The organism is uncultured Corynebacterium sp. (assembly GCF_946998835.1).
Classification (GTDB): Bacteria; Actinomycetota; Actinomycetes; order Mycobacteriales; family Mycobacteriaceae; genus Corynebacterium.
This window is the reverse complement of sequence record NZ_CAMQAZ010000001.1, coordinates 113667-140268: the sequence shown is the minus strand read 5'-3', so window position 1 is coordinate 140268 and position 26602 is coordinate 113667. Positions and strand designations below refer to the sequence as shown.

The 26602-nt window shown below is 59.0% G+C and carries 22 protein-coding genes; 18 read left to right on the top strand and 4 right to left on the bottom strand.

The window, feature by feature from the left end; genetic code table 11:
- Window positions 1–20 precede the first annotated feature (20 nt).
- Window positions 21–1958 (bottom strand): 6-carboxyhexanoate--CoA ligase, encoded by a 1938-nt coding sequence (locus Q0U90_RS00590; RefSeq protein ID WP_297450084.1) that lies wholly within the window; start codon window positions 1956–1958, stop codon window positions 21–23.
- A gap of 352 nt (window positions 1959–2310) precedes the next feature.
- Here Q0U90_RS00590 and secY point away from each other — a divergent pair, with 352 nt between their 5' ends.
- The 3 genes from secY (at window position 2311) to Q0U90_RS00575 (ending at window position 6068) form a co-directional block, all read left to right on the top strand.
- Entirely contained in the window at window positions 2311–3642 is a 1332-nt protein-coding gene (gene secY / locus Q0U90_RS00585) for a preprotein translocase subunit SecY (RefSeq protein ID WP_297450081.1), read from the top strand.
- On the top strand, window positions 3642–4193 hold the full coding sequence (locus Q0U90_RS00580) for an adenylate kinase (protein ID WP_297450079.1): 552 nt from the start codon (window positions 3642–3644) through the stop codon (window positions 4191–4193). Before secY ends, Q0U90_RS00580 begins: the two co-directional genes overlap by 1 nt.
- 342 nt (window positions 4194–4535) lie before the next feature.
- On the top strand, window positions 4536–6068 hold the full coding sequence (locus tag Q0U90_RS00575; RefSeq protein WP_297450077.1) for an HNH endonuclease signature motif containing protein: 1533 nt from the start codon (window positions 4536–4538) through the stop codon (window positions 6066–6068).
- Between the two features lie 159 nt (window positions 6069–6227).
- On the opposite strand, the gene Q0U90_RS00570 is transcribed toward Q0U90_RS00575, so the two are convergent.
- Window positions 6228–6821 (bottom strand): hypothetical protein, encoded by a 594-nt coding sequence (locus Q0U90_RS00570; RefSeq protein ID WP_297450075.1) that lies wholly within the window; start codon window positions 6819–6821, stop codon window positions 6228–6230.
- 270 nt (window positions 6822–7091) lie between these two features.
- Here Q0U90_RS00570 and map point away from each other — a divergent pair, with 270 nt between their 5' ends.
- The 13 genes from map to eccB all read left to right on the top strand — a co-directional run bounded on the left by map (window position 7092) and on the right by eccB (window position 18478).
- Window positions 7092–7895 carry a type I methionyl aminopeptidase gene (gene map / locus Q0U90_RS00565; RefSeq protein ID WP_297450155.1) on the top strand — a complete coding sequence of 268 codons (804 nt, stop codon included), beginning with the start codon at window positions 7092–7094 and terminating at the stop codon, window positions 7893–7895.
- A 299-nt stretch (window positions 7896–8194) separates the two neighbouring features.
- Window positions 8195–8416 (top strand): translation initiation factor IF-1, encoded by a 222-nt coding sequence (infA, locus tag Q0U90_RS00560; protein ID WP_016422077.1) that lies wholly within the window; start codon window positions 8195–8197, stop codon window positions 8414–8416.
- Window positions 8417–8712: 296 nt separating this feature from the next.
- Entirely contained in the window at window positions 8713–9081 is a 369-nt protein-coding gene (gene rpsM, locus Q0U90_RS00555; RefSeq protein ID WP_297450072.1) for a 30S ribosomal protein S13, read from the top strand.
- Window positions 9082–9084: 3 nt separating this feature from the next.
- Entirely contained in the window at window positions 9085–9489 is a 405-nt protein-coding gene (gene rpsK, locus Q0U90_RS00550; RefSeq protein ID WP_016422078.1) for a 30S ribosomal protein S11, read from the top strand.
- 24 nt (window positions 9490–9513) lie between these two features.
- Window positions 9514–10119 (top strand): 30S ribosomal protein S4, encoded by a 606-nt coding sequence (gene rpsD, locus Q0U90_RS00545; RefSeq protein WP_005509964.1) that lies wholly within the window; start codon window positions 9514–9516, stop codon window positions 10117–10119.
- 73 nt (window positions 10120–10192) lie between these two features.
- Window positions 10193–11218 (top strand): DNA-directed RNA polymerase subunit alpha, encoded by a 1026-nt coding sequence (locus Q0U90_RS00540; protein WP_297450065.1) that lies wholly within the window; start codon window positions 10193–10195, stop codon window positions 11216–11218.
- A 37-nt stretch (window positions 11219–11255) separates the two neighbouring features.
- The gene (gene rplQ / locus Q0U90_RS00535) at window positions 11256–11711 is read left to right on the top strand and encodes a 50S ribosomal protein L17 (RefSeq protein ID WP_297450064.1); all 456 of its coding nucleotides are present in this window, start codon (window positions 11256–11258) and stop codon (window positions 11709–11711) included.
- Window positions 11712–11871: 160 nt separating this feature from the next.
- A complete protein-coding gene (locus tag Q0U90_RS00530; protein ID WP_297450153.1) occupies window positions 11872–12912 on the top strand; it encodes a tRNA pseudouridine synthase A in 1041 nt (346 codons plus the stop codon).
- A 95-nt stretch (window positions 12913–13007) separates the two neighbouring features.
- Window positions 13008–15179, top strand: coding sequence for a DUF6541 family protein (locus Q0U90_RS00525; protein ID WP_297450062.1), 2172 nt, complete (start codon window positions 13008–13010; stop codon window positions 15177–15179).
- Window positions 15180–15203: 24 nt separating this feature from the next.
- Window positions 15204–15938, top strand: coding sequence for a hypothetical protein (locus Q0U90_RS00520; RefSeq protein WP_297450060.1), 735 nt, complete (start codon window positions 15204–15206; stop codon window positions 15936–15938).
- A gap of 418 nt (window positions 15939–16356) precedes the next feature.
- Entirely contained in the window at window positions 16357–16539 is a 183-nt protein-coding gene (locus Q0U90_RS00515) for a hypothetical protein (protein ID WP_297450058.1), read from the top strand.
- 180 nt (window positions 16540–16719) lie between these two features.
- Window positions 16720–16929, top strand: a complete 210-nt coding sequence (locus tag Q0U90_RS00510; protein WP_297450056.1) for a hypothetical protein — start codon at window positions 16720–16722, stop codon at window positions 16927–16929.
- A gap of 130 nt (window positions 16930–17059) precedes the next feature.
- A complete protein-coding gene (eccB, locus tag Q0U90_RS00505) occupies window positions 17060–18478 on the top strand; it encodes a type VII secretion protein EccB (RefSeq protein ID WP_297450054.1) in 1419 nt (472 codons plus the stop codon).
- Here the strand turns inward: eccB and mycP are convergent.
- Window positions 18437–19684 carry a type VII secretion-associated serine protease mycosin gene (gene mycP, locus Q0U90_RS00500; protein WP_297450052.1) on the bottom strand — a complete coding sequence of 416 codons (1248 nt, stop codon included), beginning with the start codon at window positions 19682–19684 and terminating at the stop codon, window positions 18437–18439. The two genes, eccB and mycP, sit on opposite strands and share 42 nt — an antisense overlap.
- On the bottom strand, window positions 19681–21072 hold the full coding sequence (gene eccD / locus Q0U90_RS00495; RefSeq protein WP_297450050.1) for a type VII secretion integral membrane protein EccD: 1392 nt from the start codon (window positions 21070–21072) through the stop codon (window positions 19681–19683). The genes mycP and eccD overlap by 4 nt, the downstream gene beginning before the upstream one ends.
- Window positions 21073–21291: 219 nt before the next feature.
- Between eccD and eccCa the strand changes: the two genes are divergently transcribed.
- Window positions 21292–25125 carry a type VII secretion protein EccCa gene (gene eccCa / locus Q0U90_RS00490; RefSeq protein WP_297450048.1) on the top strand — a complete coding sequence of 1278 codons (3834 nt, stop codon included), beginning with the start codon at window positions 21292–21294 and terminating at the stop codon, window positions 25123–25125.
- Window positions 25125–26543, top strand: a complete 1419-nt coding sequence (locus tag Q0U90_RS00485) for a type VII secretion-associated protein (protein ID WP_297450046.1) — start codon at window positions 25125–25127, stop codon at window positions 26541–26543. Before eccCa ends, Q0U90_RS00485 begins: the two co-directional genes overlap by 1 nt.
- Window positions 26544–26602 lie beyond the last annotated feature (59 nt).

Sequence of the window (26602 nt, the reverse complement as noted above, 5' to 3'; positions counted from 1 at the left end):
GCGTTGGGCACGCAGCTGGTTTAAATAAGGCCTGCGCTCCGCAAAGCCTGTTCCAGTTGATCGATGTCCGCGTCCGTATGACGCGCAGTAATTGTCAACCGCAGCATGGCCTCACCACGGGGAACCGTCGGATAGCGAATCGCAGGAATAAACACACCCAGCTCCGCCAACCGCGTCGAAGCCACCATTGCGTCGCCCTCATCACCGACAGGCAACGGAATGATCGCCGACGCTGGCTCTGCATGCGCCCCCACCAGAGTACGAACGCGTGCGATATTACGGTGCAATCGCTTAACGACGTCCCCATCCTCCAACTGCACCAACGCCGCCCGGATAGCGGCGACAGAGCCGGGATTCATAGACGTTGAATACACAAAACTCCGGGCCTGATTGCGCAACAACTCGCCAACTGGAGCAGAACAGAGCACAAACCCGCCTTCGACGCCGAGGGCCTTGCTCGCGGTGCCGACAACGATATCCGGGCGAATGCCGAGGTGGGCCGCAGTACCGCGGCCTTGCTCTCCGATAACGCCGACGCCGTGAGCGTCGTCAAGCATGAGCCAAGCGTTGTGACGGCGGCAGGTGCGCTCGAGCGCGGGCGCGTCGACGACCTCGCCAGACATGGAGAATACGGCGTCGGAGATGACGAGCTTATGGCGTGCAGTTGATTCGGAGAGGAATTTGTCGAGCGCGCGGTAGTCAGCGTGCGGGAAGACCGTGACCTTGCCCTTGGCGGTTCGGCAGCCATCGATGATGGAGGCATGATTAGCGGCGTCGGAGAAGATTTCGATGTCTGCGGTAGCGATGGCGGCAATGGTCGAGTGATTTGCTTGGTAGCCGGTTGCGAAGAGGACGGCATCATCGAAGCCGAAAAAATGCGCGAGCTCAGCCTCCAGCGCGCTGTGGATGCTCGTGCCGGTGGTAAGGCGAGAGCCGCCGGAGCCGGTGCCGAAGTGCTCGATGGCTTGCGTGGCTGCTGAGATGAGCTCGGGGTGTGTAGAGAGTCCGAGATAGTCGGAGGAAGAATAGAGCAGGTAGTCGGTGTCGTCGATACGGCTATGGGGTAACTGTGCAGTCTCGAAGGTGCGCAGCGTGCGGGAAAGCCCTTCATTGGCCCAGGCGGTGTTTCGCTGAGCGGCGATTGTGGAGAGGTCCGCGGTGCTGTTGTCGTTGGGGGCGGTGCGGGTGGATTTGGTGGTTGGGGTGGCTGCGTTGGTGGAGGTGGCTGTGACGGAACTGGCGGCGGAGTCGGGCGGCAGCTCAACGTAGACAGGCGCGTCTTCGAGATAATCGATCAGCGTTGGGATATCGGTACCAGGTGCAACGATGAAAATTCGGGTGCCCAGAGTACTGCCGTAGCTCTTAATGTTGGGAATGCGGTGGAAGACTCCGTTGAGGGCGAGGTACCCGCGTGTGTAAAAGGGGTCATCGGAAAGGCAGATTTCCGCAATGATTCCCGGGGCACTGTGGACCTTGGAGGCGAGAATGATGGCCTCGTGAAAATGGTCCTTGGCACAGTCCTCGCTGGGGTGAGAGACGGCATCGAAGGTCGAAACCCGTACGCCGCGGGCGGGGTTTGGATCAAGGCGTTCGCCCGAGGCACCATCGATTATCGCAGCGCCGCGGAGACCCGTGAGTGAGTAGGCCAATTCGACCGCGGTGTCGGCTGCCTCGATGCCTGCGGTGCGCAGAAGTCGGGCGATGAGAGCGCGTGCAACCTCTGGGGAAGAATTCGTCTCTAACCGGGGAGTTAACGCAGGCACAGTGCTGATGGACGACTCATCGATGCTGTCCACAGTGATGTGGATGGTGTCGGCTCGGCCCTTGTCGTGGTGCAGCGCTCTGCTAGTCATTGCCGAGGATAGCTGGGGCAGATCTTCGGCCGACGCAAGACGCTCAGCGCCAGAGATATGGCAACCATCGGCACTGGAGCGCATGCGGATGCTGTAGGTACTCACAAAGCAAAACTTTAACACTGTTCAAGTTTTGACTGGGAAGGTAAGGGGCAAGCAGCTGGGGAGTTGTGGCCAGGCAGGGGAGAGGCGGGGGCGCTGGGACCGTCGGCAAGCGAAAATGAATGATTGATAGAAATGATTGATAGAGAACTAAACTAACGCCGATATAGAGGTATATTGCGACCCGGTGGGGAAACGCTGGTAGACTCACTACGTCAAATACTGTCAATTTAAGGTCTGAGGGATACGCCCTCCCCGCTGCTGAACTAAAACGGGAGACTGCTGGCTGGTGAGCGAGTGAGTCTTTCTGGAAAAGCGTGGGAGAAGCGAATTTCTTGACCTCGGGAGGATGCACGTGGCTTCCGGTCTCATCGCGGCGTTGCGCGATCCCGATTTGCGTAAGAAGATCTTCTTCACTCTGACGATGATCATTCTGTACCGAATCGGCTCGCAGATTCCGACCCCTGGTATCGACTACCAGTTGGTCAATGCGCAGCTCGAGCAGATTTCGAAAGATCAGTCCAGCGTTTACTCGCTGATTAACCTGTTCTCAGGTGGCGCTCTGCTGCAGATGGCGATTTTCGGCATCGGCATTATGCCGTACATTACGGCCTCGATTATCGTCCAGCTGCTTACAGTAGTGATTCCACACTTCGAGCAGTTGAAAAAGGAAGGGCAGTCGGGTCAGACAAGAATGACCCAGTACACGCGCTACCTCACGGTGGCGTTGGCGCTGCTGCAGTCTGCCGGCATTGTGGCTATGGCAGACCGCGGAGCCCTGCTGGGTGGCTCGCGGTCGCTGCTAGTTGGAGACGCAGGTGTCTTTGACCTTGTAGTGATGGTCGTCGTGCTTACCTCCGGTGCAGTGCTGGTCATGTGGATGGGTGAGCTCATCACGGACCGAGGCGTCGGCAACGGTATGTCGCTGTTGATCTTCGCAGGTATTGCCGCTGGAATGCCGGCGCAGGGTGCGAATATTCTGCGCTCCACCACCGGTGTCGTATTCGCTACCGTGATTGTCGCGGTACTGATTCTCATCATCGGCGTTATCTTCATCGAGCAGGGACAGCGCCGAATCCCGGTGCAGTACGCAAAGCGCATGGTCGGGCGTCGCCAGTACGGCGGCTCGTCCACCTACCTACCGCTGAAGGTTAACCAGGCCGGCGTTATTCCGGTCATCTTCGCTTCCTCGCTGATTTATGTCCCGGTCCTGATTACCCAGATCGTGCAGTCCGGCCAGGCGAACCCCAACATGGACAACTGGTGGCAGCGCAACGTGATTCAGTACCTGCTGGCACCGTCGAGCTGGCAGTACATTGTGCTGTTCTTCCTGATGATCATCTTCTTCTCCTTCTTCTACACCTCCGTGCAGTACGATCCGTACGAGCAGGCGGAGAACATGAAGAAGTACGGCGGATTCATTCCGGGCTTCCGTCCGGGGCGTCCGACCGCCGAATACCTGTCCTACGTCCTGACTCGCCTGTTGACTGTCGGCTCGCTGTACCTGGCGCTGATTGCCGTCCTGCCAAATCTTGCTCTTGATTTGGGACTTGGCGACGCGAACGCTGGTACAGGCGGTATGTTTGGAGGTACAGCCCTGCTGATTCTGGTCAGTGTTGCGCTGACGACGGTCAAGCAGGTGGAAAGCCAAATGATGCAACGTAACTACGAAGGGTTCTTGAAGTAATGCGACTCGTACTTGTAGGTCCTCCCGGTGCAGGCAAAGGCACCCAGGCAGCTCTCCTCTCGGAGAAGCTCGGTGTCCCGCACATCTCGACCGGTGACCTGTTCCGTGCAAACATCGGTGAAGGCACTCCGCTCGGTATCGAGGCAAAGTCTTACATCGACGCCGGCAACCTCGTTCCGGACGATGTGACTGTGCGCATGGTCGAGTCCCGTCTGAACGAGGATGACGCTGCAAAGGGCTTCCTGCTGGATGGCTTCCCGCGCACTGTCGGGCAGGCAGAGGAACTGAAGCGTCTTCTGTCCAACCTCGGCACTGAGCTGGACGCAGTCGTACAGTTCGATGTTTCTGAGGATGTCGTCGTCGAGCGCATGTTGGCCCGTGGTCGCGCAGATGACACCGAAGAGGTTATTCGTAACCGCATGCAGGTGTACACCAATGAGACCGCTCCGCTGCTGGACTACTACTCGGACAAGATCATCAAGATTGCCGCTGAAGGATCTGTCGAGGAGATCAACGAGCGCACGATGACTGAGCTGGAGAAGCTGAACTAAGTTCCTGGCGCGCCGATAATTCAGTGCACTGACATCTTTCTGCCGGTCGGGCCCTTGGGTTTGGCCGGTTGTGAATGGTTGTTGAAGCCGCTCTTTCAAACCAATGAGGTTTGGAGGGGCGGCTTTTGTTGTGGTGGGTGGGGAGGGGGGGGTGAGTTTTGGGTAGGCGTGGTGACGAGGGGGCGAGGAGGGGTGGCGAGGAGGAGCTGCGGGCAGAAAGGGAAAAGAAATACGAAGGCGGGTATTGACGGACTCGAATGAGTGTGCGATATTTGTAAGTGGTAGGGGATAGTTAGGGGCAACAAACGCGGAGAGTTTTTCAGAGACTCCGAGGGGAGGGGAATGATGCAATCTGAGCAGCAGAATGGGCCCGATATGCCAGGGAAGCCGGGCGAAGTGCTAACGGTGTCACAGATTTTGGACTTGATAACTCAATTTGAAGTCCAGTCGCGGCTAGTTGTAGATAACTTTGGTGATTTGTCGACGGTTCATATGCGAGATGCTTATGCGTTGATTGAGAAGGCTCGCAAGCGGCTGGCTATTGTCGACGCAGAGTACTTAGCAGCGCTCGCGCCGGAGATTCCTTCATCCAGTCATCGGAAAGCTGCTTGGCTGGCAGAGAATGCTCATATCTCCCGAGCGGAGGCTCGACAGCGAATAAGTTGTTTAGGGCGCCTCCGGAAGGATGCGGAACCCTTTACGTCGGCAAGCGATGATGAAAGAATGCCGTCTCTGAGAGACAAAGTGTCTGAAGGGCTTGTGGGGGCGGATGCGGTCCAAAAGATTGACAGGGCTGTCAAAGATTTGCCGGAGTCGGAACATGCTCGGGTAACGCGCGCCTTGGAGGAGCATGCGAGTGATGTTGTGACACAAGTGCGCGTTGATGACTTGGGTGCGATGTCGCACCGACTGCGGGCAATGCTCGGATTGGATGATCCGTATACAGATGATGACCGGCAGCGACTGCGGGGAGTGAAGATAGGGCCGCAGTGTCCCGATGGCATGAGCCGACTGACGGGGCTGCTGACGCCGCACCTTGCTGCGATGCTGAAAAGGTTGCAAGCTGACTACGGCAGGCCGGGTGCGCTGTTGGAAGAGGGGGCTAAAGATGAACGCACGCCAGAGCAAAGGTTTCATGATGCGCTCGAAGCTGCGGTAGACGGCGGTTTCGGAAAAGGAGCGCCCTTAAAACCGGTGCGGGGGACTACGTCGGTTGTTACCGTGGCCCATATTTCGGACGTTGCGAAGATAGCGGGCGTGGAGCTGCGAGATGTGGACAGCTGGAAGTTGCCTGGCACAGGGAAAGCAGTCAGCGATAGTGGCGTGCGAATGTCAATCGCAGAGGCAATAGAGAAGGCTGTGGCGGGGAATTCGTTCTTGCAGGTCCTGGGGGATAAGGGCCAGAGTCTTTTTCTTGGTCGTTCGCAGCGGCTGGGGACGATGGCGCAGTACCTTGCACTGTGCGGTGAGGAAGGTGGGTCTTCCGCGCCGGGCAAGGCTACACCGCCGGCTATGTGCGATATGCACCATATCGAGTCCTGGGCGCGGGGCGGGCCAACGGACATGCAAAATCTGACATTTGTTGATCCCGGTACTCACCGAAAAATTGATGACAATCGCGCGGACGATAACGCCTGGTGGACATTGCGTCCGGACGAGTGTGAGGGGGAAATCCGCGAGGTAGAACGGGTGATATGGGTCAGGCCCGACAAAAACCGAGAGGAAAACGGGGCATGCTGCCCGAACAGTGGAACCTCGAACCAGGATCCGAATAGCTTTGATAACCCAGGGCGCTGGTTGCGGCGGATACTGCGGCAAAAGGGGGAAGCCCGTGACAACGGGGAAACGGAAGATTCGGACGGTGCGGATGGGTGAGGTGCCGGAGGTGCCAGCATCTAAAGCAAGAAAAGCTCCGAGAGGGGTTGGAGGGATAAACCTGGGGTGAGTAACTGGCTTCGACCGTAGCGAGTGGAGTTCGCTACGGTAGCGGAGCATGCATGGTGGAGCTCAACCTTGATGAGGTGGGGTTAGGGGTTAGGGGTTTTGGAAGTCCTCGATGATTCCGTCGATAAGCGGCTGGGCAGTCTCCGCGTCGACAGTCGCGAAAACGAACTCCTGGTAGATTCGGTTTTCATCGTCGATAATCATCACGAAAGGCGACCCCTTGTTGACACCGCTAAACGCGTGCTTACCCGGGAGCTCATATGGGGTGTGCCTGTCGACGGATCCAGCCTTTTCATTGATGCGAGTAACGGTAGCTGGGTCCTCGGCAGTGGTAACCATGGCGGAGCCACTATCGCCGACGGCCATTACGCAGGTGAAACCGTGGACGCTCTCGCTACCGAAAATAATCGGCTTGGCATCGTCGGACTCTACGCAGCTGCCAATCGCTTCCTTGATTGCATCAGGGGTGAAGTTTTGAATTGACTCAGGCAGGGCAGCGGTGCCCATGAAGCCCGAGGTGGTATCAGGGCCGTCCGCTGATTCCGCGGACGGGGCCGCGGGCGGAACGGTCGGTGCTGATGACGGTTCTGGAGTGCTCGAGCATGCGCCAATCAGGAGGAGCGAGCAGGCGCCAATGACGACACCCGCGTTGCGTGCGGGCCGCGACTTAATCAATGAATACATGTCAGTTATCGTAGGTCAGCATTGGCAGGGGGGTAAACTCCGCCAAGATTGAATACGGGGCAACGGGTAGTGCAGCGAAACGCAACAAATATTGATGTCGAAGCACCAGCGCTGCACGGTGTTAGAACGTCTTTTGTGTTGACACTCCCGGTGTTCATCTCCCAGACGGGTTGCTTGAAGCCGTTCGTAATACGGAAGTGAAGGGGGATGTCTATGATTCGAGGCCGGCAAGGGTAGTTGCTGCTATGCGGGGTAAACTCGACGAGCGTGATGAGTTTTCGACGCCGCCGCAAAGTAGTACCCGCCCGCACCGAAGGAGAGCTGGACGCGATGCAAGCGGCCGGCGAGATCGTCGGCCGTGCATTACTGGCCTGCCGCGATGCCGCTAAGCCCGGGGTGACCACAGCAGACCTCAACGAGATTGCGCATCAGGTTATTACCGATGCTGGCGCAACTCCGTCTTTCCTGGGCTACGAGGGGTTTCCGGCGTCTGTGTGCGCATCGGTGAACGAGGTTATCGTCCACGGCATTCCATCAGCGTCCACAGTTCTCGCCGACGGTGATTTGGTTTCGATTGACTGCGGCGCAATTCTGGATGGTTGGCACGGGGATTCCGCGCTGACGTTCGGTGTCGGAAAGCTGAGCGAGGATGTCGAGAAACTGAACATCGCTACATCGGAGGTGCTAGCCGAGGGTATCAGGGCAATGGTGCCTGGCGCTCGCCTCACTGATATTTCTTATGCGCTGGAAATGGCCACCCGCGAGGCTGAACTGCGTCACGATATCGAGCTCGGCATCGTCGATGGATACGGCGGACATGGTATCGGGCGCGAGATGCACATGGATCCCTTCCTCGCCAACGAAGGTAAGCCCGGCAAGGGCCCCCGCGTCGTCGAGGGTTCTGTGTTGGCCATCGAACCGATGCTCATTCTTGGTGGCGAGTGGGGAAGCGATGAGCTTGACGACGGCTGGACAGTTGTCAGTGCCGATCGGATGCCGGCGTCCCATTGGGAGCACACAGTTGCCGCCACGGCGGGCGGCCCTCGAATTCTGACTCCTCGATATGAGGATTGATGTAGGTAGCGCCTTGTAGAAGGCTGAAGTACTAATGCAGCGCCATTCTAATGCCGTCTTTCTACTGTCAGTATTCAGGGAGAAAACCGCTTGAGACCCTAGTGCTGAGTTCGTTGGAGAACCTGCTGGGGTATTTGGTAAAAACGCAGGTCGCGTGTAAAGTTAGGCGATGGTGTAGACACAGTGTCGCTGCAGCGATGATTAACCCTGCATGAAACTGCTAAAACACCAGGCAGAGTAGAGATTTCCCAACTGGTGCCGGGAATGCCCCGGGTATCCGCCAGAGAGACGTGGAGGACATGGCTAAGAAGGAAGGCGCAATTGAGGTCGAGGGTCGCGTCGTCGAACCCTTGCCGAACGCGATGTTCCGAGTGGAGCTGGACAACGGGCACAAGGTGCTCGCCCATATCAGTGGCAAGATGCGCCAGCACTACATCCGTATTCTCCCGGAAGACCGAGTCGTAGTGGAGCTTTCTCCGTACGATCTCGAGCGTGGGCGAATCGTCTACCGCTACAAGTAAATCGAGCTGACCACTGTATCAGTGGTCCTGCGCTCATTTACTGACTAGACCGAAACTCCACCGTCCTAGCTGCTTCTGGTGACGGCCGCGTGATGTCGAAATCCTGTGTTTTGACAGTTCAGCGCGGCGGTTTCTTATGAAAGCTTTTCTACAGAAGTAAGCGAGACTACCTCCAGCAACGGTGGCTGGAGCCTTTCTATAACACCTGTGCGACTCGGCGTCCGACCGAGCAAGCTGGGTCTGGAAAGGGTGGCAGTGGAGTAAACCACCGCATCAACCGGAAGGAAATTTGCCGTATGGCACGCCTTGCTGGAGTTGACCTGCCACGCAACAAGCGTATGGAGGTCGCTCTTACCTACATTTATGGCATCGGCCCTGCCCGTGCCTCTGAGCTGCTGGAGAAGACCGGCATCTCTCCGGATCTGCGCACCGACGCTCTCACCGATGAGCAGGTTGCTGCGCTGCGTGACGTGATTGAAGCTACCTGGAAGGTCGAGGGCGACCTCCGCCGCCAGGTTCAGGCTGATATTCGCCGCAAGATTGAGATTGGTTCCTACCAGGGTCTGCGCCACCGTCGTGGCCTGCCGGTCCGTGGTCAGCGCACCAAGACCAACGCTCGTACGCGTAAGGGTCCGAAGAAGACGATCGCCGGAAAGAAGAAGTAAAACATGGCAGCTCCGAAGTCCGCACGCGGCCGTCGTACCGGCCGTCGCGTTGTAAAGAAGAACGTGGCTCAGGGCCACGCATACATCAAGTCCACCTTCAACAACACCATCGTGTCCATCACGGACCCGAAGGGCGCTGTTATCTCGTGGGCCTCCTCTGGTCACGTCGGTTTCAAGGGCTCCCGTAAGTCCACTCCGTTCGCTGCCCAGATGGCTGCCGAGAACGCTGCTCGTAAGGCCATGGAGCACGGTATGAAGAAGGTCGACGTTTTCGTTAAGGGTCCGGGTTCGGGCCGCGAAACCGCCATCCGTTCCCTCCAGGCTGCTGGCCTTGAGGTGTCCTCGATCTCGGATGTGACCCCTCAGCCGCACAACGGCTGCCGTCCGCCGAAGCGTCGTCGCGTCTAGGAATAGGGTAAGGAGAGAACATAAATGGCCCGTTATACCGGTCCCGCAACCCGTAAGTCCCGTCGTCTCCGCGTCGACCTCGTCGGTGGCGACATGAACTTCGAGCGTCGTCCCTACCCTCCGGGGCAGGCCGGCCGCGCTCGCATCAAGGAGTCGGAGTACCTGCTCCAGCTCCAGGAGAAGCAGAAGGCACGTTTCACCTACGGCGTGATGGAGAAGCAGTTCCGTCGCTACTACGCCGAGGCTCACCGTCGTCCGGGCAAGACTGGCGATAACCTCGTCGTCCTGCTGGAGTCGCGTCTTGACAACGTTGTCTACCGTGCTGGTCTGGCACGCACTCGTCGCCAGGCTCGTCAGCTGGTTTCCCACGGCCACTTCACCGTCAACGGTAAGAAGATCAACGTGCCGTCCTTCCAGGTAAGCCAGTACGACATCATCGACGTGCGACCGAAGTCGCAGAAGATGATTTGGTTCGAAGAGGCCCAGGAGAACCTGGTCGACGCTGTCGTCCCGGCATGGCTTCAGGTTGTTCCTGAGTCCCTGCGCATCCTCGTGCACCAGACCCCGGAACGCGCACAGATCGACATTCCGCTTCAGGAACAGCTGATCGTCGAGTTCTACTCGAAGTAATAACTAACTTCGCTTGCATCCATTCATTCCCTATGGCGTCATATAGCGGTCGCCACCTGGAGGATTTTCGAAAATGCTCATTTCCCAGCGCCCCACGCTGACCGAGGACTACATTGATTCCTCTCGCTCCCGGTTCGTCATTGAGCCGCTGGAGCCGGGTTTCGGTTACACCCTCGGAAACTCTCTTCGTCGTACGCTGCTGTCGTCCATTCCAGGCGCTGCAGTTACCAGCATTCGCATTGACGGTGTGCTGCACGAGTTCACCACTATCCCGGGCGTGAAGGAAGATGTCTCTGACATCATCCTGAACATCAAGGGTCTGGTGCTCTCCAGCGAGTTCGACGAGCCGGCTACGGTCTACCTGCGTCGCGAAGGTGCAGGTGCGGTTACCGCAGCTGACATTGAGTGCCCGGCTGGTGTGGAGGTCCACAACCCGGATCACCACATCGCTACTCTCAATGAGTCCGGTCGCTTGGATATTGAGATGATCGTTGAGCGCGGTCGTGGCTACGTGCCGGCGACCCCGAACTCCGGTGGCGAAATTGGTCGCATTCCGATGGACCAGATTTACTCGCCAGTTCTGAAGGTCAGCTACAAGGTGGAGGCTACTCGTGTTGAGCAGCGCACCGACTTCGACAAGCTGATCATCGATGTCGAGACCAAGAACTCGATCACTGCCCGCGATGCAATGGCGTCGGCAGGCAAGACCCTGGTCGAGCTGTTCGGTCTGGCACGTGAGCTGAACGAGTCCGCTGAGGGCATTGAGATTGGGCCGAGCCCGCGTGAGGCTGAGGATGTCGCTGCGTACCAGACTCCGATTGAGGATCTGGACTTCTCCATGCGCTCCTACAACTGCCTCAAGCGTGAGGAAATCCACACCGTCGGCGAGCTCGCTGCTCGTACTGAGTCGGATTTGCTGGATATCCGCAACTTTGGCGATAAGTCCATCAATGAGGTCAAGGAAAAGCTCGCTGAGCTCGGCCTTGCCCTGAAGGATTCCCCGAATAATTTCGACCCGACTGCTATCGCCGATTTGGACGCTGCCTCGGGTGACGACGCTGACTGGACTGATGGCGCAAGCGCTGGCTACGACGAGTAGTTCACCGACGCGACTTCATTAAAACGAGGAGATACCTATGCCTACCCCTAAGCAGGGTTCCCGTCTCGGCGGCTCCGCTTCGCACCAGAAGAAGATTCTGGCCAACCTTGCGAAGCAGCTCATCGAGCACGGCAAGATTAAGACCACCGACACCAAGGCCAAGCTGCTGCGTCCGTACGTTGAGAAGCTGATCACTAAGGCAAAGCGCGGCACTCTTGCAGATCGCCGCAATGTTGCAAAGCTGCTTAACGACAACTACGCAGTCAAGAAGCTGTTCGACGAGGTCGCTCCGCAGTTTGCGGATCGCGACGGCGGCTACACCCGCATCATTAAGCTGGGTAACCGAAAGGGCGACAACGCCCCGATTTCTCTGATTGCCCTGGTCGAGGAAGAGACCGCAACTGCTGAGGCCACCCGCGCAACTCGCGCCGCTGCTTCCAAGCAGGCTGAAGAGGCAAAGTCTGAAGAAGCTGAGGCTGCTGAGGAGAACTAGTTTTCCTCCCCGATGGCCGCTGGCCGTCACAGCTTTTAAACCCCCGATGAACCGTTCGTAACTGGACGTTCACCGGGGGTTCTTTGTGCTTTACGACGTTCACAGCGCATTCACTCAGTTGTGTCGGCGGTGGCAATGACCTGTTGTGGCAACAACCTCGATGCCTGGACTTCTTGCCAGTGGTGGAAACCGGCGTTTTATCCGGGCTGCCCGGTACAATCTGTTGACCGTGACACCTCTTATGCCCACGTCTTCGGATAAGTCGAACTCTTCTTCCTCCAGTACTTGCGCCAGTACTTGCGGCAATACTTCTGCCAGCACCGCTGCGGAACTCGTTCGACTGCGCTTTGATATTGCCTATGACGGTACCGATTTCCACGGGTGGGCTGCCCAGCGTGATAAGCCCACGGGGGAACCGGTACGTACCGTGCAGGCCACATTGGAGTCGATATTGGAGAAGGTATTGCGCACCCCAGTGCAGTTGACCGTTGCTGGCCGTACTGATGCTGGCGTGCATGCCTCCGGGCAGGTTGCTCACGCGGATGTGCCAGTTTCCTGTTTGGATACCCGGTCTATCGCCGGGGAGCCGGGGAACTTGGTCCGTCGTGTAGCGAGACTTTTGCCTGCGGATGTGGCGCTGCGCGACGCGTCGTTTGCGCCCTCGGGGTTTGATGCTCGCTTTTCCGCGCTGCGCCGGCATTATGTCTATCGGGTGACTAGTAGCGTGAGCGGCCCTCTGCCTACTCGTGCGCGCGACACCGCCCACTGGCGTCGGTCGGTCGATATTGAACGCATGCAGGTGGCGGCAGATGCCTTGCTCGGACTTAATGACTTTGCCGCTTTTTGTCGGCACAAGCCGCATGCGACAACGACTCGAGATTTACAGCGTTTCCAATGGGTTGACGTATCCACGCGGGAAGAACCCGAACTGTACGAGGCGCATGTGGCAGCCGATGCGTTCTGTTGGTCAATGGTTCGCTCGCTGGTGGGGGCGTGTCTCAGCGTGGGGGAGGGGCGACGTGCAGTTGACTTTACTGAACAGCTGTTGACTGAAGAGAAGCGATCTCCTTTGGTGCCAGTGGCAGAAGCACGTGGGCTTAGCTTGGTGGGCGTTGATTACCCCGAGGACACCGACCTGGCTGTGAGGGCCGAGCAGACTCGTGAACGTCGTGACGCACAGCCTGCGGCGAAGGAGACGTAGATTTCTGTTGTGCCTAACGGCGGTGTTTGGGGCGGCAGTGCACAGGCACTCAGTAAGATTTCATACGGTAGTCACCGTGTGAGGAGTGTTCGGTAGTGGTATGGGCGATTGTTAGCCTGGTTGCGTTGCTAGTGATTCCTGGCGCTGTCATCGTGAGGGCTAGCGGTGTCCGCCTGCCGTGGGCGTTGGCGCTTGGGCCGGCGGTCACGTTTGGTGTCGCAGGGGCGGCGGGCTGGGTGCTCGGCGCTATTGACGTGCGTTTTAACCTGGTTAGCGCGACTGTCTGTTGGGCTTTGGTGCTCCTCGTCGCGTTGGGATGGAGCGGTGTTGGTGCGCTGATTAGGCGCCGCCATGGTTCCGAAGACCGACAAGATCGCCAGAAAGTGCAGGACGATGCACTCACAGAGAGTCGGTGGACTGAACTGGGCTACGGGTTAGTCGCCGGAATTGGTGTCGCTATCGCTGCGGCGGTACTTGCGTGGACCGCTATCAGTCGGATTGCGCCTATGGCGCAGGGCATGGAGACCATTCAGCAGGGTTGGGACACTCTGTGGCATGCGAGTGTGCTCCGTGCGATTACCGAAGACGGTATGGCCTCCGCCACCAGGATGGGCGAGATTCAAAATGTGGAAACGCAGGCGGTGTCCTACTATCCGGCGGCATGGCATGCGTTTGGTGCACTGTGGGCCTTGATAGTTCGCTTGCCAATTACCGCGGTGGTCAATTACCTGGGCATTATCCTGCCGGCCGTGACCATTCCAACGGCAGCCGCAGCGCTGGCGTGGCGGATTGCAGATCGTCGAAAGTTCTCCGCCGCCGTGGCCGCTGGTATCGCCGCGTTAGTTTCGGCAGCACTTCCGGTATTGATGCCCATCGGCGTTTTCGTTGGTGCCTGGCCTTACCAGGTGTCTATTGCATTGGCGATGACCGTTTTTGCCTTCGCTACTTCTCTCCCGCATGCGCCGCAGCGGATTTTAAGCGTTGTTTTCGCGCTCATTGGTATCGGTGAACTGCATCCGTCGTCGGTGCCGACAGTTGTCCTGCTCAGCGCAATCTGGTGGTTGTGCTACCGTCTGCCGCGTCCTGCTCGCCCCGAGCTGGGGGCTGTTCGCGCCAGGCTTTACGACGTTTCGATGATTGTAGCCGGTTTTGCGCCTGCGGCGGCAATCCTTCTGCCACAGTGGTTTTCGGGTTCGTCGCAGGCCGAAGAGGTGCGTGCAGTCAGCGCCGAGGTGGAGGGGCTCGACCGTGCTCAAGCCTGGTACCACGCTGCGACCATGCTGACCCGACATGCTGATATGTACAGGCCCTTTTGGGTGATTATTGTTCTCGGCTCTATCGGCATGGTCTTCGTACTGTTTTCGGGACGTTCGACTCGACGGATATGGGTGTTGCCGGCCTGGCTAGTCTCAGTGCTGTTCACAACGCACGCAATCAAGAATTTCAGCGGTATGGCGGGCGATATTCTCTCGACGTATACGGATCTGCACTATTCGACACCTCACCGTTTGGTGATGGTCACCGCGTACCTATTCGCTGCATTGGCCGGTATTGCGCTGGCGTGGGCTTGTGCATGGTTGGGCCGTATTAGTGAATCGTTGGTGCCGTCGACGGGGCGGGTGCTGGGTTTGAGCTTGGCGACGGTGAGCTCGGCTGCAATCGTAGTTTACGGAGTGTCTACCAATGCCGGCCCTGCGGATTTCTCCTATAAGACACCGCGGGAAATGCCGATAATTTCACAGGCAGACTTGAAAGCATTTGATTGGTTGGCTCAGCAACCGGAGGCCCATAAATACCGCACCTTTACCAACCCTGCTGAGGGCTCTGGCTGGATGTACCCCCGCAATAACTTGCCGGTGGTTTTTCCCCACTACAACTGGCCGGTGGCGGATGGGGCGACAGCGACTGCGATGCTCTACTGGCATGCTGATTTGCTCGGTACCGATAACCGCGGCGATAACCGAGGTGATAAACGAGGCAAATCGAAAAAACTCAATGATGTTGATAAGGCCGCCCGAAAGCTCAATGTTGGGTTTATCTACATATCGCCGCCGAACATCTGGCCTTTCCAGGAAACCCCGCCGGCTCTGGCTGAAGAGTTGTGGCACGCTCCTGGGGTAACTCCTGTCTACCGAGACCGCGAGGTTACTATCTACGCTCTCAATGACGTGATTTCATCCCGGCGCATTGACGAGATGCGCGCTAGTTCGCCGGAAGTTATTCCTCCCTCGGCTTCTAGGGGATGGAGCGATGGTCGGGTAGGTTAAGACACCATGCGGATGAATAGATTTGTGGCAACTTTCGCAGCCGGCGGGATGATGACCCTCGCGCTGGCTGGTTGTGGAGACGACGAACCAGCTAAGCCGGATGCCTCGGACCGCACCAGCAGTTCATCCGCTAAGAGTAAAACATCGTCCTCGAAGCCGACAGAGTCGTCCACGGAGTCCTCAGAGACAGAGGCCCCGACGGAAACCCCAGAGATCACATGGGTCAACGATGCTGATTACACGCCTGCCGACGGCCCTAACACCCGGCTCTTTCAGCTAGAGGACGGTACGACGCGTTGCTTCCTCAATGATTTGAGCGGTGACGCCTACTTGGCCTGTCAGGTCAATCTTGCCAACCCGCCGATGGTTGACGACGGTAAGGGAAATAAGGTTCCCGCCAATGCCGTGTCCTGGAACCCGGGTGGTGTGACATACGAGGTACTTACATTCCCGCCAGCGGGTGAAATGAAGACACTCCCAACGCATTCTCAGTTGGCCGCATTCGGATACACCTGCGCGGCCTATGGCCCGGCAACCCTGGAATGTGCTGGCCCGCCTGGTCGCGCCACCATTGATAATGGCAATGTCATCGGTGCAAAGATGCCGAAGGAGGACGTTCTTCCCGGGGCGGATGGCCAGCCTGGTAACCAGGAAATTGGCGCGCCAGATGGGCCTGCTGCTCCGGGCGCGCCTGGTGCCTTCCCGGCGCCGGGTGGCCTGCCCGAGCTCGGCCAATTGATTCCGGGATTGAACCAGTAGCCGGCATTGAACCAGTAGCCGGGCGCAGGGCCAAGGGCTGTAGCTCAACGCTGTTGCGGGCGGTTGATAGTGTCCAGGTGAATTCCCCCATAATCAGACAGGGACACGATGTCGACAACGCCGTGGGAGAGTCCGCCTTGCGCCCTGTATCCGCGCGGTTGACGTGAATGATGCGTGCAATACCTGTGTATAGGTCGGGTTCGTAGTCCTCGAAAACAATCACGTCGACGGTAGTGTCACCAGCCCGAGTGAGAAGTACGGCGCCTAGCTCCAGGGCTACTGAGAACAACCGTGGTTGAGACGTTCGGATTCCTACTCGGTAGCCGAGGCACAGCATCCCGATGAGTAACTCACAAGCGTTCTGGGCATCACATTGAACCTCGAGCCGAGGTAGGTTCGCGGGGCACATGGTCACCGTTTGGCCGCTACTGCCAACCCCGATGACCTGTGCCGGGCCGCTGGTAATAGCGATATCTCGGTGTCGGCTCAACCACAGGTGCGGTTTGCGCCCCAGCGCCGCCACATGATCAGAGTGCCCGGTGCGGCGCAGCTGGACCAACTCTTGCGTGCTGATGGTCAGAGCGCACTCATGCTCGGTTAATGGTCGTGCACGAATACCGAGCAGCCCCAGCCGGTGGAGCAGAAAGTCCAGAGCTTGGGTTTCCGAGGCCTCATCCGGAAGAGTTACCACCAGATGTGTCCAAGCCCCGGGAGTAGCACCGTAGCGTTCGGCTGCTCGAAAGTAGCGGTGTGCATACTCTCCGCGGATGTCTGGCATTACGTGATAGAAGCACAGCGCGTCGAGGGGCACCGGGCTGTCGTCGGCAAGCGCGACGATATCCGCAGAGCTTATGTGGCTGCGCAGACCTGGCGTGAGACGCAGCCCGATGAGTGTGCCGTGCTCGGTGTGACGCAGGCGGTCGCGTATGCTGCGGCCGTGAACCGGTATATGCGCTCCTATTGCGATGATGACTGCCGTGGTGAGCAGTAATAACGACAGGGTCATGAGAATAATCCCCCCAACATGTTCCCCAACAAAATTCCCCCTGGTCGCACAGTAGCGTGACCTGGCTTACTCTGCAGGGGAGGGATTTTTGGGGGAATAGTTTTGGGGGAGACTCATGCCACGTACGCCGACTACGCCTAGCCAGGTCAGCGGTCATCGATTTTTGGTTCGGAGGATTGAGCACGCTCTTGTGCGTGCTGATTCACGAATGTTGCACGATCCATTACGCACTCGTACGCGAGCACTATTTATTGGCTGCACGCTGGTGGTTTTGCTGGCTGCAGGCACAGCTGTGCTGTCTTTGGTAAGACCACAGGGCGGCTCCAGCCACAATGAGCCGCTAGTTGTTGTGGCAGGTTCAGAGAGCCTGCATGTGCGTGTCAATGGCCGACTGCATCCGGTTGCCAATCTCGCTTCGGCGCGGTTGGTTTTGGGCAACCCCGCTGAGCCGAAGCGGGTGCGCAGCAGTGAGCTCGACGACGAGGAGATCGGTTTCGGCATTGGCATCGAGGGCGCGCCGACAGTTCCGATGATGCAGCGGGGTTCCGGGGTTGCGCAGGCGACCGAGCTGGCTCTGTCTTTGTGTGAACGCACAGTTCAGGACCTCGGGCAGCCGCGGGTTGTGGCGGAGTCGGTTGTGCGCCTCGAAGAAGTGGAGGTGGAGGCTCAGCAGCTCGCCAAAGCTCGCTCTGACAATGCGGTCGTCACCGATGGGAAAAGTCTTTGGTTGATTACGCAGGGTTTTCGGTCGCGATTGAATCCCAATCATCCTGAGCACGCCGCTGTGTCCCGAGCGCTGGGGTTGGAACAGGCGACTGTCCGGCCTGTCAGCCCGGCACTGCTCAGGGCAATTCCGGAAGTCTCCGCTTTGGCCACGCCTGCTATCCCGAATCACGGTGCGCCTACGCACTTTCCCGCACCATTCGACACTGTGGGCAACGTGATTGAGGTGGGACAGCGTCGCGTCGTCATGCTTGACGACGGTGCCGCGACTCTCTCACCGGTGCTAGGGGAACTGTTCGCTGCGCATAGCCCGATTATGCAGGCCAGCGAGAGTCAGCTTGCCGATATCCCCGTTGCGACTGCGCCGGTAGTGCAGGGGCTGCCTGAAGAATCGCTGGATTTTGCCGATAGTGATGGATGGTTGTGTGCCGGAAGGGTAGCTGGACTATCCCAGGCGCTCGTGCAGTGGTCACAGCATGCCCCGGAGGGCCGCCGTGCGGATTATCCGCATGCGGATGGTCCAGGGGTGGCGGTCGATGGTTTCGTGGATGCTCGAAGCAGGGAGCGCAATTCCGTTGCGGTGAGCGTTAACGGTGCGGTGCATATTATTTCGCCGGAGGGAATGCGCTTTGCAGTACATGACCGAACAACGCTGGCCGCCCTCGGTTTTAACGAATCGAGCAGTACCGATGACGGCGGTACGCGGCTTGTTGAGTGGGAAGTTCTGGCAGCGTTGCGGGGCGGGCCTGAGCTGAGCAGAAAGGCAGCCCTAGGTCCGCTGTTCCGGGCGCAAGAGCAGCCAGGCCCCTAGCCCGAGGACGCACACCAGCAGCAGCCCGGTCGCACGTAGTGGTGCGTTGCGCTGCTGTGGGGAGAGCGGATCCGCCGGGGCCGGGGCCATTGCGGGATTGGTGTCACGCTGAGCGACGGTATCGGCGGTTGTCCACATCAACGCGTCGTATGGCGCGATAATGCCGCGGCCAAGGCCAAGTCCGGAGCTAATCGGACTCGCAGAGTTGACAATGATGTCGCGTACTTGCTGCGGTGAGAGCTCTGGGTTTCGTGCCAGCAGCAGAGCAGCTGTGCCAGACACCGTGGGCGTGGCAAAGCTGGTGCCAGCGATCTGCTGCGCACGGGTGTTGTCGCCGGATCCGACTAGGTAGCGGTCGATGAGCCCAGTAGGAGTGCGCGGGTCGGGGCCGAGCACAGGTCCGCCGGGAGCTGAGATGTCCACCCATGGTCCAGTAATCGCATATTCTGCGGGTTGAGGCTGCCCTGCCTCATCGAATTGCACCGCTGATACGGCAATGACTTCCGGCAACACCGCAGGCCATGCCACCGACCCCTCCTGGCAGTTGTTGCCTTTATTGCCCGCTGCTGCGACTACGACAGCGCCGGAGACTTCTGCTCGTGCCACGCTGTCGGCAACTGCTGCTGCACCGTGGGGCATCGTGTCGCCCAGGGCACACGAGGTTAGCGAAATATTGATGACTTTCGCCCCCTCGGCTATCGCCTTGTCGATGGCTTCTGCCAGGGATTCCAAATTGCCCGTACCATCGGCCGTTTGCCTTATCGACAGCACCTGCGCGCCGGGCGCCAGGCCCGCAAAGCTGTCATTTCCCGGTTTGCCTGCAATGATTCCGGCCACCAGCGTGCCATGTCCGTCGCAATCCACCAGTCCGCTGTTGTTCTCGACAAAATCGCCGCCGTCGCTAACTTCGCCGAGTCGCTCGTTTGGCGAAACTCCGGTATCAATCACGGCTACTGTGATTCCCGCGCCCGTCGTCAGTTGCCACGCCTGGCGATAATGAAGCGTCTTTTCGGCCACTGTCGGTTCGTGGAGCGCGCTTTCCGACGACAACATGGTGGCTACACAGTTATCGCTGTTTTGGGCGGCCGCTATCGGTGCGGGCCCTGACGGTGCGATTGAAGTGGTTGTAGCCAGCGTGGAAATAAGCAGCGTGGAAATGGCGGTTGCGGTGGCAATACGGGCCCTTGTTGCGGTTGGTTTTTTCACTGGAAGAACCCACTTACGAACTCGGGGAACCCGGCAATGATGGCCGCGATGGGAAAAATTACGGCGATGGTGCAGGCCTCGGTGAGTTCGGCGATGCGGCGCGTAGTAGGAGAGATACGGGAAGCTGGAAATGCCGCCAGGGCAGTCGCTGCCAGCATTGGCACGACGAGGGCGGCAGCAACTGGCCAATTTCCTTCGAACCACTGCTGTAGGGCGACTGCCACGGCGATTACCAGGCTGGCTAAAGCTGCGCTGGCGGCAGCAACTTTTCTGGCATGCCCGCGGGAGTGGATAGCGCAGAAAACGATGGCGGCAACAGCCATGCCCAAGGACCACCACGTACTTGTGCTGTCGCCCGAAAACAACACGATTAGGGTGAAAATGCTGAGGTTCCCGGTGCTGCTGCAGACGATGCCGTCGAGAATCCAACCGGCTCGCTTGGGTGCGTTGTGGGAGATCTGAGGAGTTTCAGTGTCCTCGAAGCTCTCGCCGGCAGCGGGGACCTTTGGTACGCGAATGCCAGCCGCTTTAATCGCGATGGAAGGTGCCAACAGGGCCAGGGTAAGTGCACACGCCGCAGTGAGTGCCCCTGACTGGATCGGATTGTGAGAAAACGCGACAGTGGTGGCGTAGCTCCCGCAAACCACGGCCGTGCTGAGGCTGGCTGCGCCCAAAGTGGCAGTCATACGGCTATTGCTATCGAGGTTCTTGAGCAGGAGAAATATTGATCCGGTGACAGCAAACGCTGTGGCGAGGGCGGCTGTCGGCGGCCAGCCTGTGAGAAGGTAGTTCAGCTCGAAACCGACAAAGCTGAGCGCTGATGCGGCACTCAGAATAAGCACTTGTAGCTCTAAAACTGTGGCAATCGCCGCTCTCGCATGACGAAGTAGGGCCAGGCGCAGTCCGCCGGCGACGGCCAAGAGCGCGATGAAGCTGATTGCTGCCGCCAACGTGGAATCGGTGCTGCTCAAGCTCAGCGATGCCACCGCGATTGAAACTGTGGCCACGACGGCGGCGGTGCAGCCGACGATGAGGTCAGCGGTGCCAATGCCATCGGTATAGACGGTGTCGGTGATGGCATCGGCGGCATCGAAGACTCGCGGTGTGGGCACGGGTCCCGGATCGTTGATGACAACAAGACGCTCACCCGGAGAAATACCGGCTTTGTCCAGGGTGTCGTCGGCAAGCAAGATTGTGCCGGTGGCGGTCCGGAGTTGCCACTGAGCTAATGGATAATCTGCAACTTCAATATCGAAAATGCGCAGGATATCAGGTATGAGCGCGGCGATGGCAACGTTGGTCGGAAGTGCCAGATCTGCATGTGTGCGACTGATTTCGTCGGACGTGTGTGCGGCGTCAATGCGCACGCGAATGAGTTCCCCCAGCATGTATTTCCCCCATGAATAGTGCATGCTTTAGTGCTTCTAGAGTGTCGCACAACTCCTTGGTGCGCTACTCGGAGCAGCAACCGCGCGTGCCCCCGGCTTCAGATTTTCGTTCTTCCGCTGCGCGAATCCGGGGTGTGGTCTAAGCTGTGTGCACACCGATTGGTCAGGGGATTGGCCGTCGAGTGAAAAAAGGGGCGACACAAAACCGGGGGGATTTTTGTGACAAGTGCACAGACGGAGATTCCGGGTACCCGAAAAACTGGGCCGCAGCCTATGACGGGCACGATTGCGCCGGATGTGCCACCGGAGGCACCGGAGCCACAGTCGGTGCCGCTGATGCGTGCACTCATGCCATTGGTGATGGTCGTGGCGGTGGTCGGCATGGTGGTGTTGATGTTTGTCTCAGGAATGGGACGCAACCCAATGTCGTTTATGTTTCCGCTGATGATGGTCTTTTCCACCGTAGGCATGATGGTATCGACAGGGGCGGGGAGCAAGGACATAGCACCGGCGCGCAAGGACTATCAACGGCACTTGTCCAGCATTCGTCGGGCCGTGGGGAAAGCCGCGAGGATGCAGCGTGAATCGGCGCAGTTTACCCATCCGCGGCCCGGAACACTGTGGCAATTGGGAGAGACGGGACGGGCGTGTGAACGTCGCAAGGGGGACTCGGATTTCTTGCAGCTGCGCATTGGGGTGGCAACGCAGCAGCCCGCAACGCCTGTGACACCGCCGGCGATTCCGGCGCCGGAGAAATTGGATCCGGTCTCCGCGGTGGCGTTGCGGGAAGTGATTCGTTCGGCTCGTCAGGTTGAGGCGGTGCCCTTTGCCATAGATGTGACGGCTTTTGACATCGTTGCGCTCACGGGAGGTTCCGCAGCGCAGGGGTTGGCGCGAGCGATCGTGGGGCAAGCGGCCGCGTTGCATCATCCAGAGGATTGTCTGATCGCAGTGGTGGGGGATGAGTGGGAGTGGCTGAAATGGGTGCCGCATCACGCGCACCCCACAGTCACCGATGCCTGCGGTCCGGCGCGGTTGCGGGCGGAGACCTGTGAGCAACTCGTCGAGCTGCTCACAGCAATGGATACTCTGCCAGCTGCGGTGTTGATTGTACTGGCGGATTCGAGCGAGCAGCTTGATGTCACTGAACTGGCGCCAATCTTTGATGCGGCGGGGTCTGAGACCTCGATAGTTTTGCTGTCCGCTGTGGAGGCACAGTCAATGCTGTGGGAGGCGGCTGTGCACCATGGCATCGCTTTGGTTGTCTCAGATACCACAGTGCATGCAGAAACCGCGTCCGGGAGGGAAGAGATTGGTGTGCCAGACCAATTGAGTCTGGCGGAGGCGGAGGTGCTCGGGCGGAGCTTGGCGCGCTTCGAAAAGCGAGCAAACGCGGATGGTACCGATACGACCTCGGAAGATCCGGTGATGGAAGAGCTCGGTCTGTACCCGCCACCGTCGACATTGCGTTACCGACCGCGTTATGGCAGCGCACGTCTGCGCATTCCTGTTGGTGCCGGTGATGACGGCGCGCCGGTGTATCTGGATTTTAAGGAAAACGCCGAGGGCGGCATGGGGCCACATGGGCTGTGCGTAGGTGCTACAGGATCGGGCAAATCGGAATTTCTCCGGACGACAGTGGTGGGGCTTGCCGCCACGCACAGTCCGGACCAGCTCAACTTTGTGTTGGTGGACTTCAAAGGTGGTGCGACGTTCCTGGGGCTCGATCAATTGCCGCATGTCTCCGCGGTCATTACCAACCTGGAGCAGGAGCTTATCCTGGTCAACCGCATGGAGGCTGCGCTGCGTGGTGAGATGACGCGGCGCCAAGAGCAACTGCGCACTGCGGGTAATTTCGCCGGAGTCAGCGATTACGAGGAAGCCCGGCGCTCCGGGCAGATTGATGCGCCGCCCATGCCTGCGCTGTTGATTGTTGTGGATGAGTTTTCGGAGTTGTTGTCTGCTCGCCCGGAATTCGCTGAGCTCTTTGTCGCAATTGGGCGGTTGGGGCGCAGTTTGCATATGCACTTGCTGCTGGCCAGTCAGCGTTTGGAGGAAGGCCGTTTGCGCGGTCTGGAAAGCCATCTTTCCTACCGCATTGGTCTGAAAACCTTCTCTGTCGCGGAATCGCGCAGTGTGCTGGGTGTGCCTGACGCCTATCATCTTCCGGCAATTCCCGGCATTGGGTATATCAAGTCCGCTGCCGCAGAGCCGGTGCGGTTTCGGTCGGCGTATGTTTCCGGTCCGGTAGTTAACGCGCGGGCCACGGACGCTGCGGCGATACCGGCAGAGCAGGGGCTGGGACTGCAGGGACATGTCGCGACTGTCGTTGAATTTACCGCCGAAAATTGGGCGCGGGAGGTTTTCGGAGCGTCGTCAAGCGGTGATGGAACGCCGGACCTGCCTGCGCAGACATCGGAGCAAACGGTCCTCGGAGCTGTTGTGGAGGCGTTGAAGCATGTAACAGCACGTGCGCATCGGGTATGGTTGCCGCCGCTGCCGGAGTCCATCGAGCTTCAGCGCGACGAGCAGAAGCCTCGGCAACGTTTGACGGGCGTAATTGGGTTAGTGGACAAACCGCTGTTCCAACGGCAGGATCCATTGCGCATTGATTTGCGCACAACCGGTGGGCACGTGGCGATTGTCGGGTCGCCGCGGTCTGGCAAGACCACTGCCACGCGCACGGCGGTACTCGCGCTTGCCGACGGCATCAGCGCCCGTGACCTGCATTTTTACATCATAGACTGCGGTGCGGGTGGCCTGAGTGACCTGGCTGAGCTGCCGCATGTGGCATCGGTCGCACACCGCGGAGACGAGGAACTGATTCGCCGCACGATTGGTTTTCTGCGTCGTGAAGTAAGCCGTCGGGAACAGCTCTTTCGTACCAACGGTTGGCTGTCGCCGGAAGCGGCGCGGGCAGCGGGACAGGCTGATTCGGTCTTGGTCATTGACGGCTGGGGCGCATTCAAGACGGAGTTTCCGACGCTGAGCGATGATGCGCAGGCGCTAATTGCAGATGGCCTCGCCGTGGGCATTCACGTCATTCTTACTGCCTATAGGTGGACCGACATGCGACCCACCGTTCGCGACTTGATTGGTACTCGCATCGAGCTGCGGCAGGCGGAGTCGATGGATTCGATGATTGATCGCAAGGCGGCGGAGCTAGTGCCGGAGAGTCCGGGACGTGGAGTCGCGCCGGGCGGGTTCGCGATGTTGGTAGCTCTCAGTGGTGCAGCGGACACCAAGCGAATTGCGGAGGAAGCGCCGCCCGGTGAGCAGGCGCCCAAGCTTCAGTTGCTGCCGCGGCGGATTGACATTGCGCGGTTGCCCCGTCCGGCGGCTGCGACGAGGGGCGCAATTTCCGTAGGTCTGGAAGAAGCTGGATTGGGAGCGGTGGTATTCCATCCGGAAAAGGACCGTCACCTGTTAATTTATGGGTCGGCGGGCAGCGGCAGAACCGCTGCGTTGCGGGGCATTATTCACCAGCTCCGCTACTCTCAGTCGGACTCGAAATTTGTCGTGATCGACTACCGCCGGGGGCTGATGGAGGCCGTGCCGGAAGCGCGGTTAGCCGGCTATGCGGGCTCGGCAGCTGTGGCGACGCCCATGTTGGCTGAGCTTGCGGAGGTTCTGAAAGCACGCCTCCCACAGTCGGACATCACACCGGCACAGTTAAAGGCCCGAAATTGGTGGAGCGGCCCAACCATTAATGTCATCGTGGACGACTACGACCTGGTGGCCAGTTCTCGGGGCAACCCTTTGCTGCCGCTGGCAGAAGTCATCGCCCATGCGGCCGACATCGGACTCAATATCTTTTTCGCCCGCCGAATCAGTGGCGCATTGCGTTCCCTTCACGACCCCGTCATGGGTGTGGTGAAAGACCAGGGTGCCAGCGTCTTTGTCATGGATGGCACGCGCGATGACGGCCCGATTGTGGGCGTGAAGCCCTGCGAGCAGCCGCCAGGGCGTGGCTATTGGATAGCGCACGGTCAGAACCCGCAAATTGTTCAGCTGGGTTGGTTGGACCCTGCTGGTGATCAGGAGGCCAGCTGATGATTCGAGTCGACGCTCCCAGCGCCATGCAGGTTCCTACATTGCGTCATGGCACGTGGCATCTGTGGGGGCTTACCGCACCTGATGACACAGCAGAACTGGCAGCTCACGGCCCTAGAAGACTCCTTGAGAGCATGCACACGGTTATCGTGCCCAGTTATTGGGGCGCGGCGCGACAATACCGTCTGGCTTCCGCGCTGCTGGCTGCCGACCTCAATCCGTACATTCTCACGCTTGCCGACGCTGTTTTAGAACTCGATGAGGCTACGGTGCCCCATAGCGTTCTCGTTGAGGTCGAGGAAACACGCGTCTGTGTCACTCGCCTGAGCGGCGGCCATATCGATAGTCGGATGTCGCATTTGGTCGGTGCGAATGACAGTGCACCGTTGGTGGAAACCGTGATTGCTATGGCCTATCAGCTGACCATGTATCCGGATTCGTCCCTCGGCATGCCCGATGATGTGGAGGTTACTGGCGGGCGCGGTATCACCGAGTATCCACCGCGCTGGCAGGAAGAAATTGAGTTCATAGTCGCGGAGGTTCCGCCGGGACTAGCTCAGCCACGGAGAGCTCTGCTGGCCGATCGACTGAGAGATCGCGGGTTTTTAGTCTTTGACTGTCCAACCACGTGGCTCGGGGAACGCGCCCATCCCATTGGGGTCGAGGACCTCGGCGGCGAAGCAACAGCTGAGGAGGGGTTTGGCAGTAGTTTGGGTAGCAGACCCGGAAGTAAATCTGAGTCGGATCGAAGCGGGGTTGTGTCTTTGACCGCCCTTGGGGTGCTGACGGTGGTGGTTCTCATTGTCGGAATCTCTGCATGGCTGATCAGTGACGGCATAGCAAGGGAAAACGAGGGGAAAAGGAGCCAGCGTGAGACGAAGGTGCTGGCGGAGACAGAAGCAGTGCCAGAGATAGTGCCAGAAGCAGAGCCAGAGACTTCCCCCTCGCAGCCTCCCTCGGTGCTTTCGTCGCCGCAAAAGTCGAAACCGGCTCCCGATGCTGTGCCAACAGTCACTCTTGCCAATGCGGGTGTGGAAGCTCGTTTTCCCGACGGGTGGGAGCTGGATCCGACTAGTCCGCTAGACCGGATGACTGCGGTGGATGGTGGAGATATGCGGGTCTTGGCACTTGCCACCCCACTTTCGCAGGAGATGACACTTGAGCATCTGGCTGCCGCGTTAAGCAGCGTGTCTGCCGGGGATGAGACGAAGTCCGCACCAGAACGCAGGCAAGTTATGGGCACCGACCTCGTGGTAGTGGAGGAGCGCCTGCCGTCCGGTAACTCGGTCGTGCTCTGGCATCACAAGGTGATAGATGGGGTCCAGGTCAGCGTGGGCTGTCAGTTCCGCGGCAGGACTATTGCTGCGGCGCGGCCGGTGTGCGATCAGGCGGTAGCTAGTGCCAAGCCTATGTCGTAGTGCCCAGGTGAGGCGGGAACAGGACAGGCCAACGGGAGGGGGTAGCCGGGGGTAAGGGG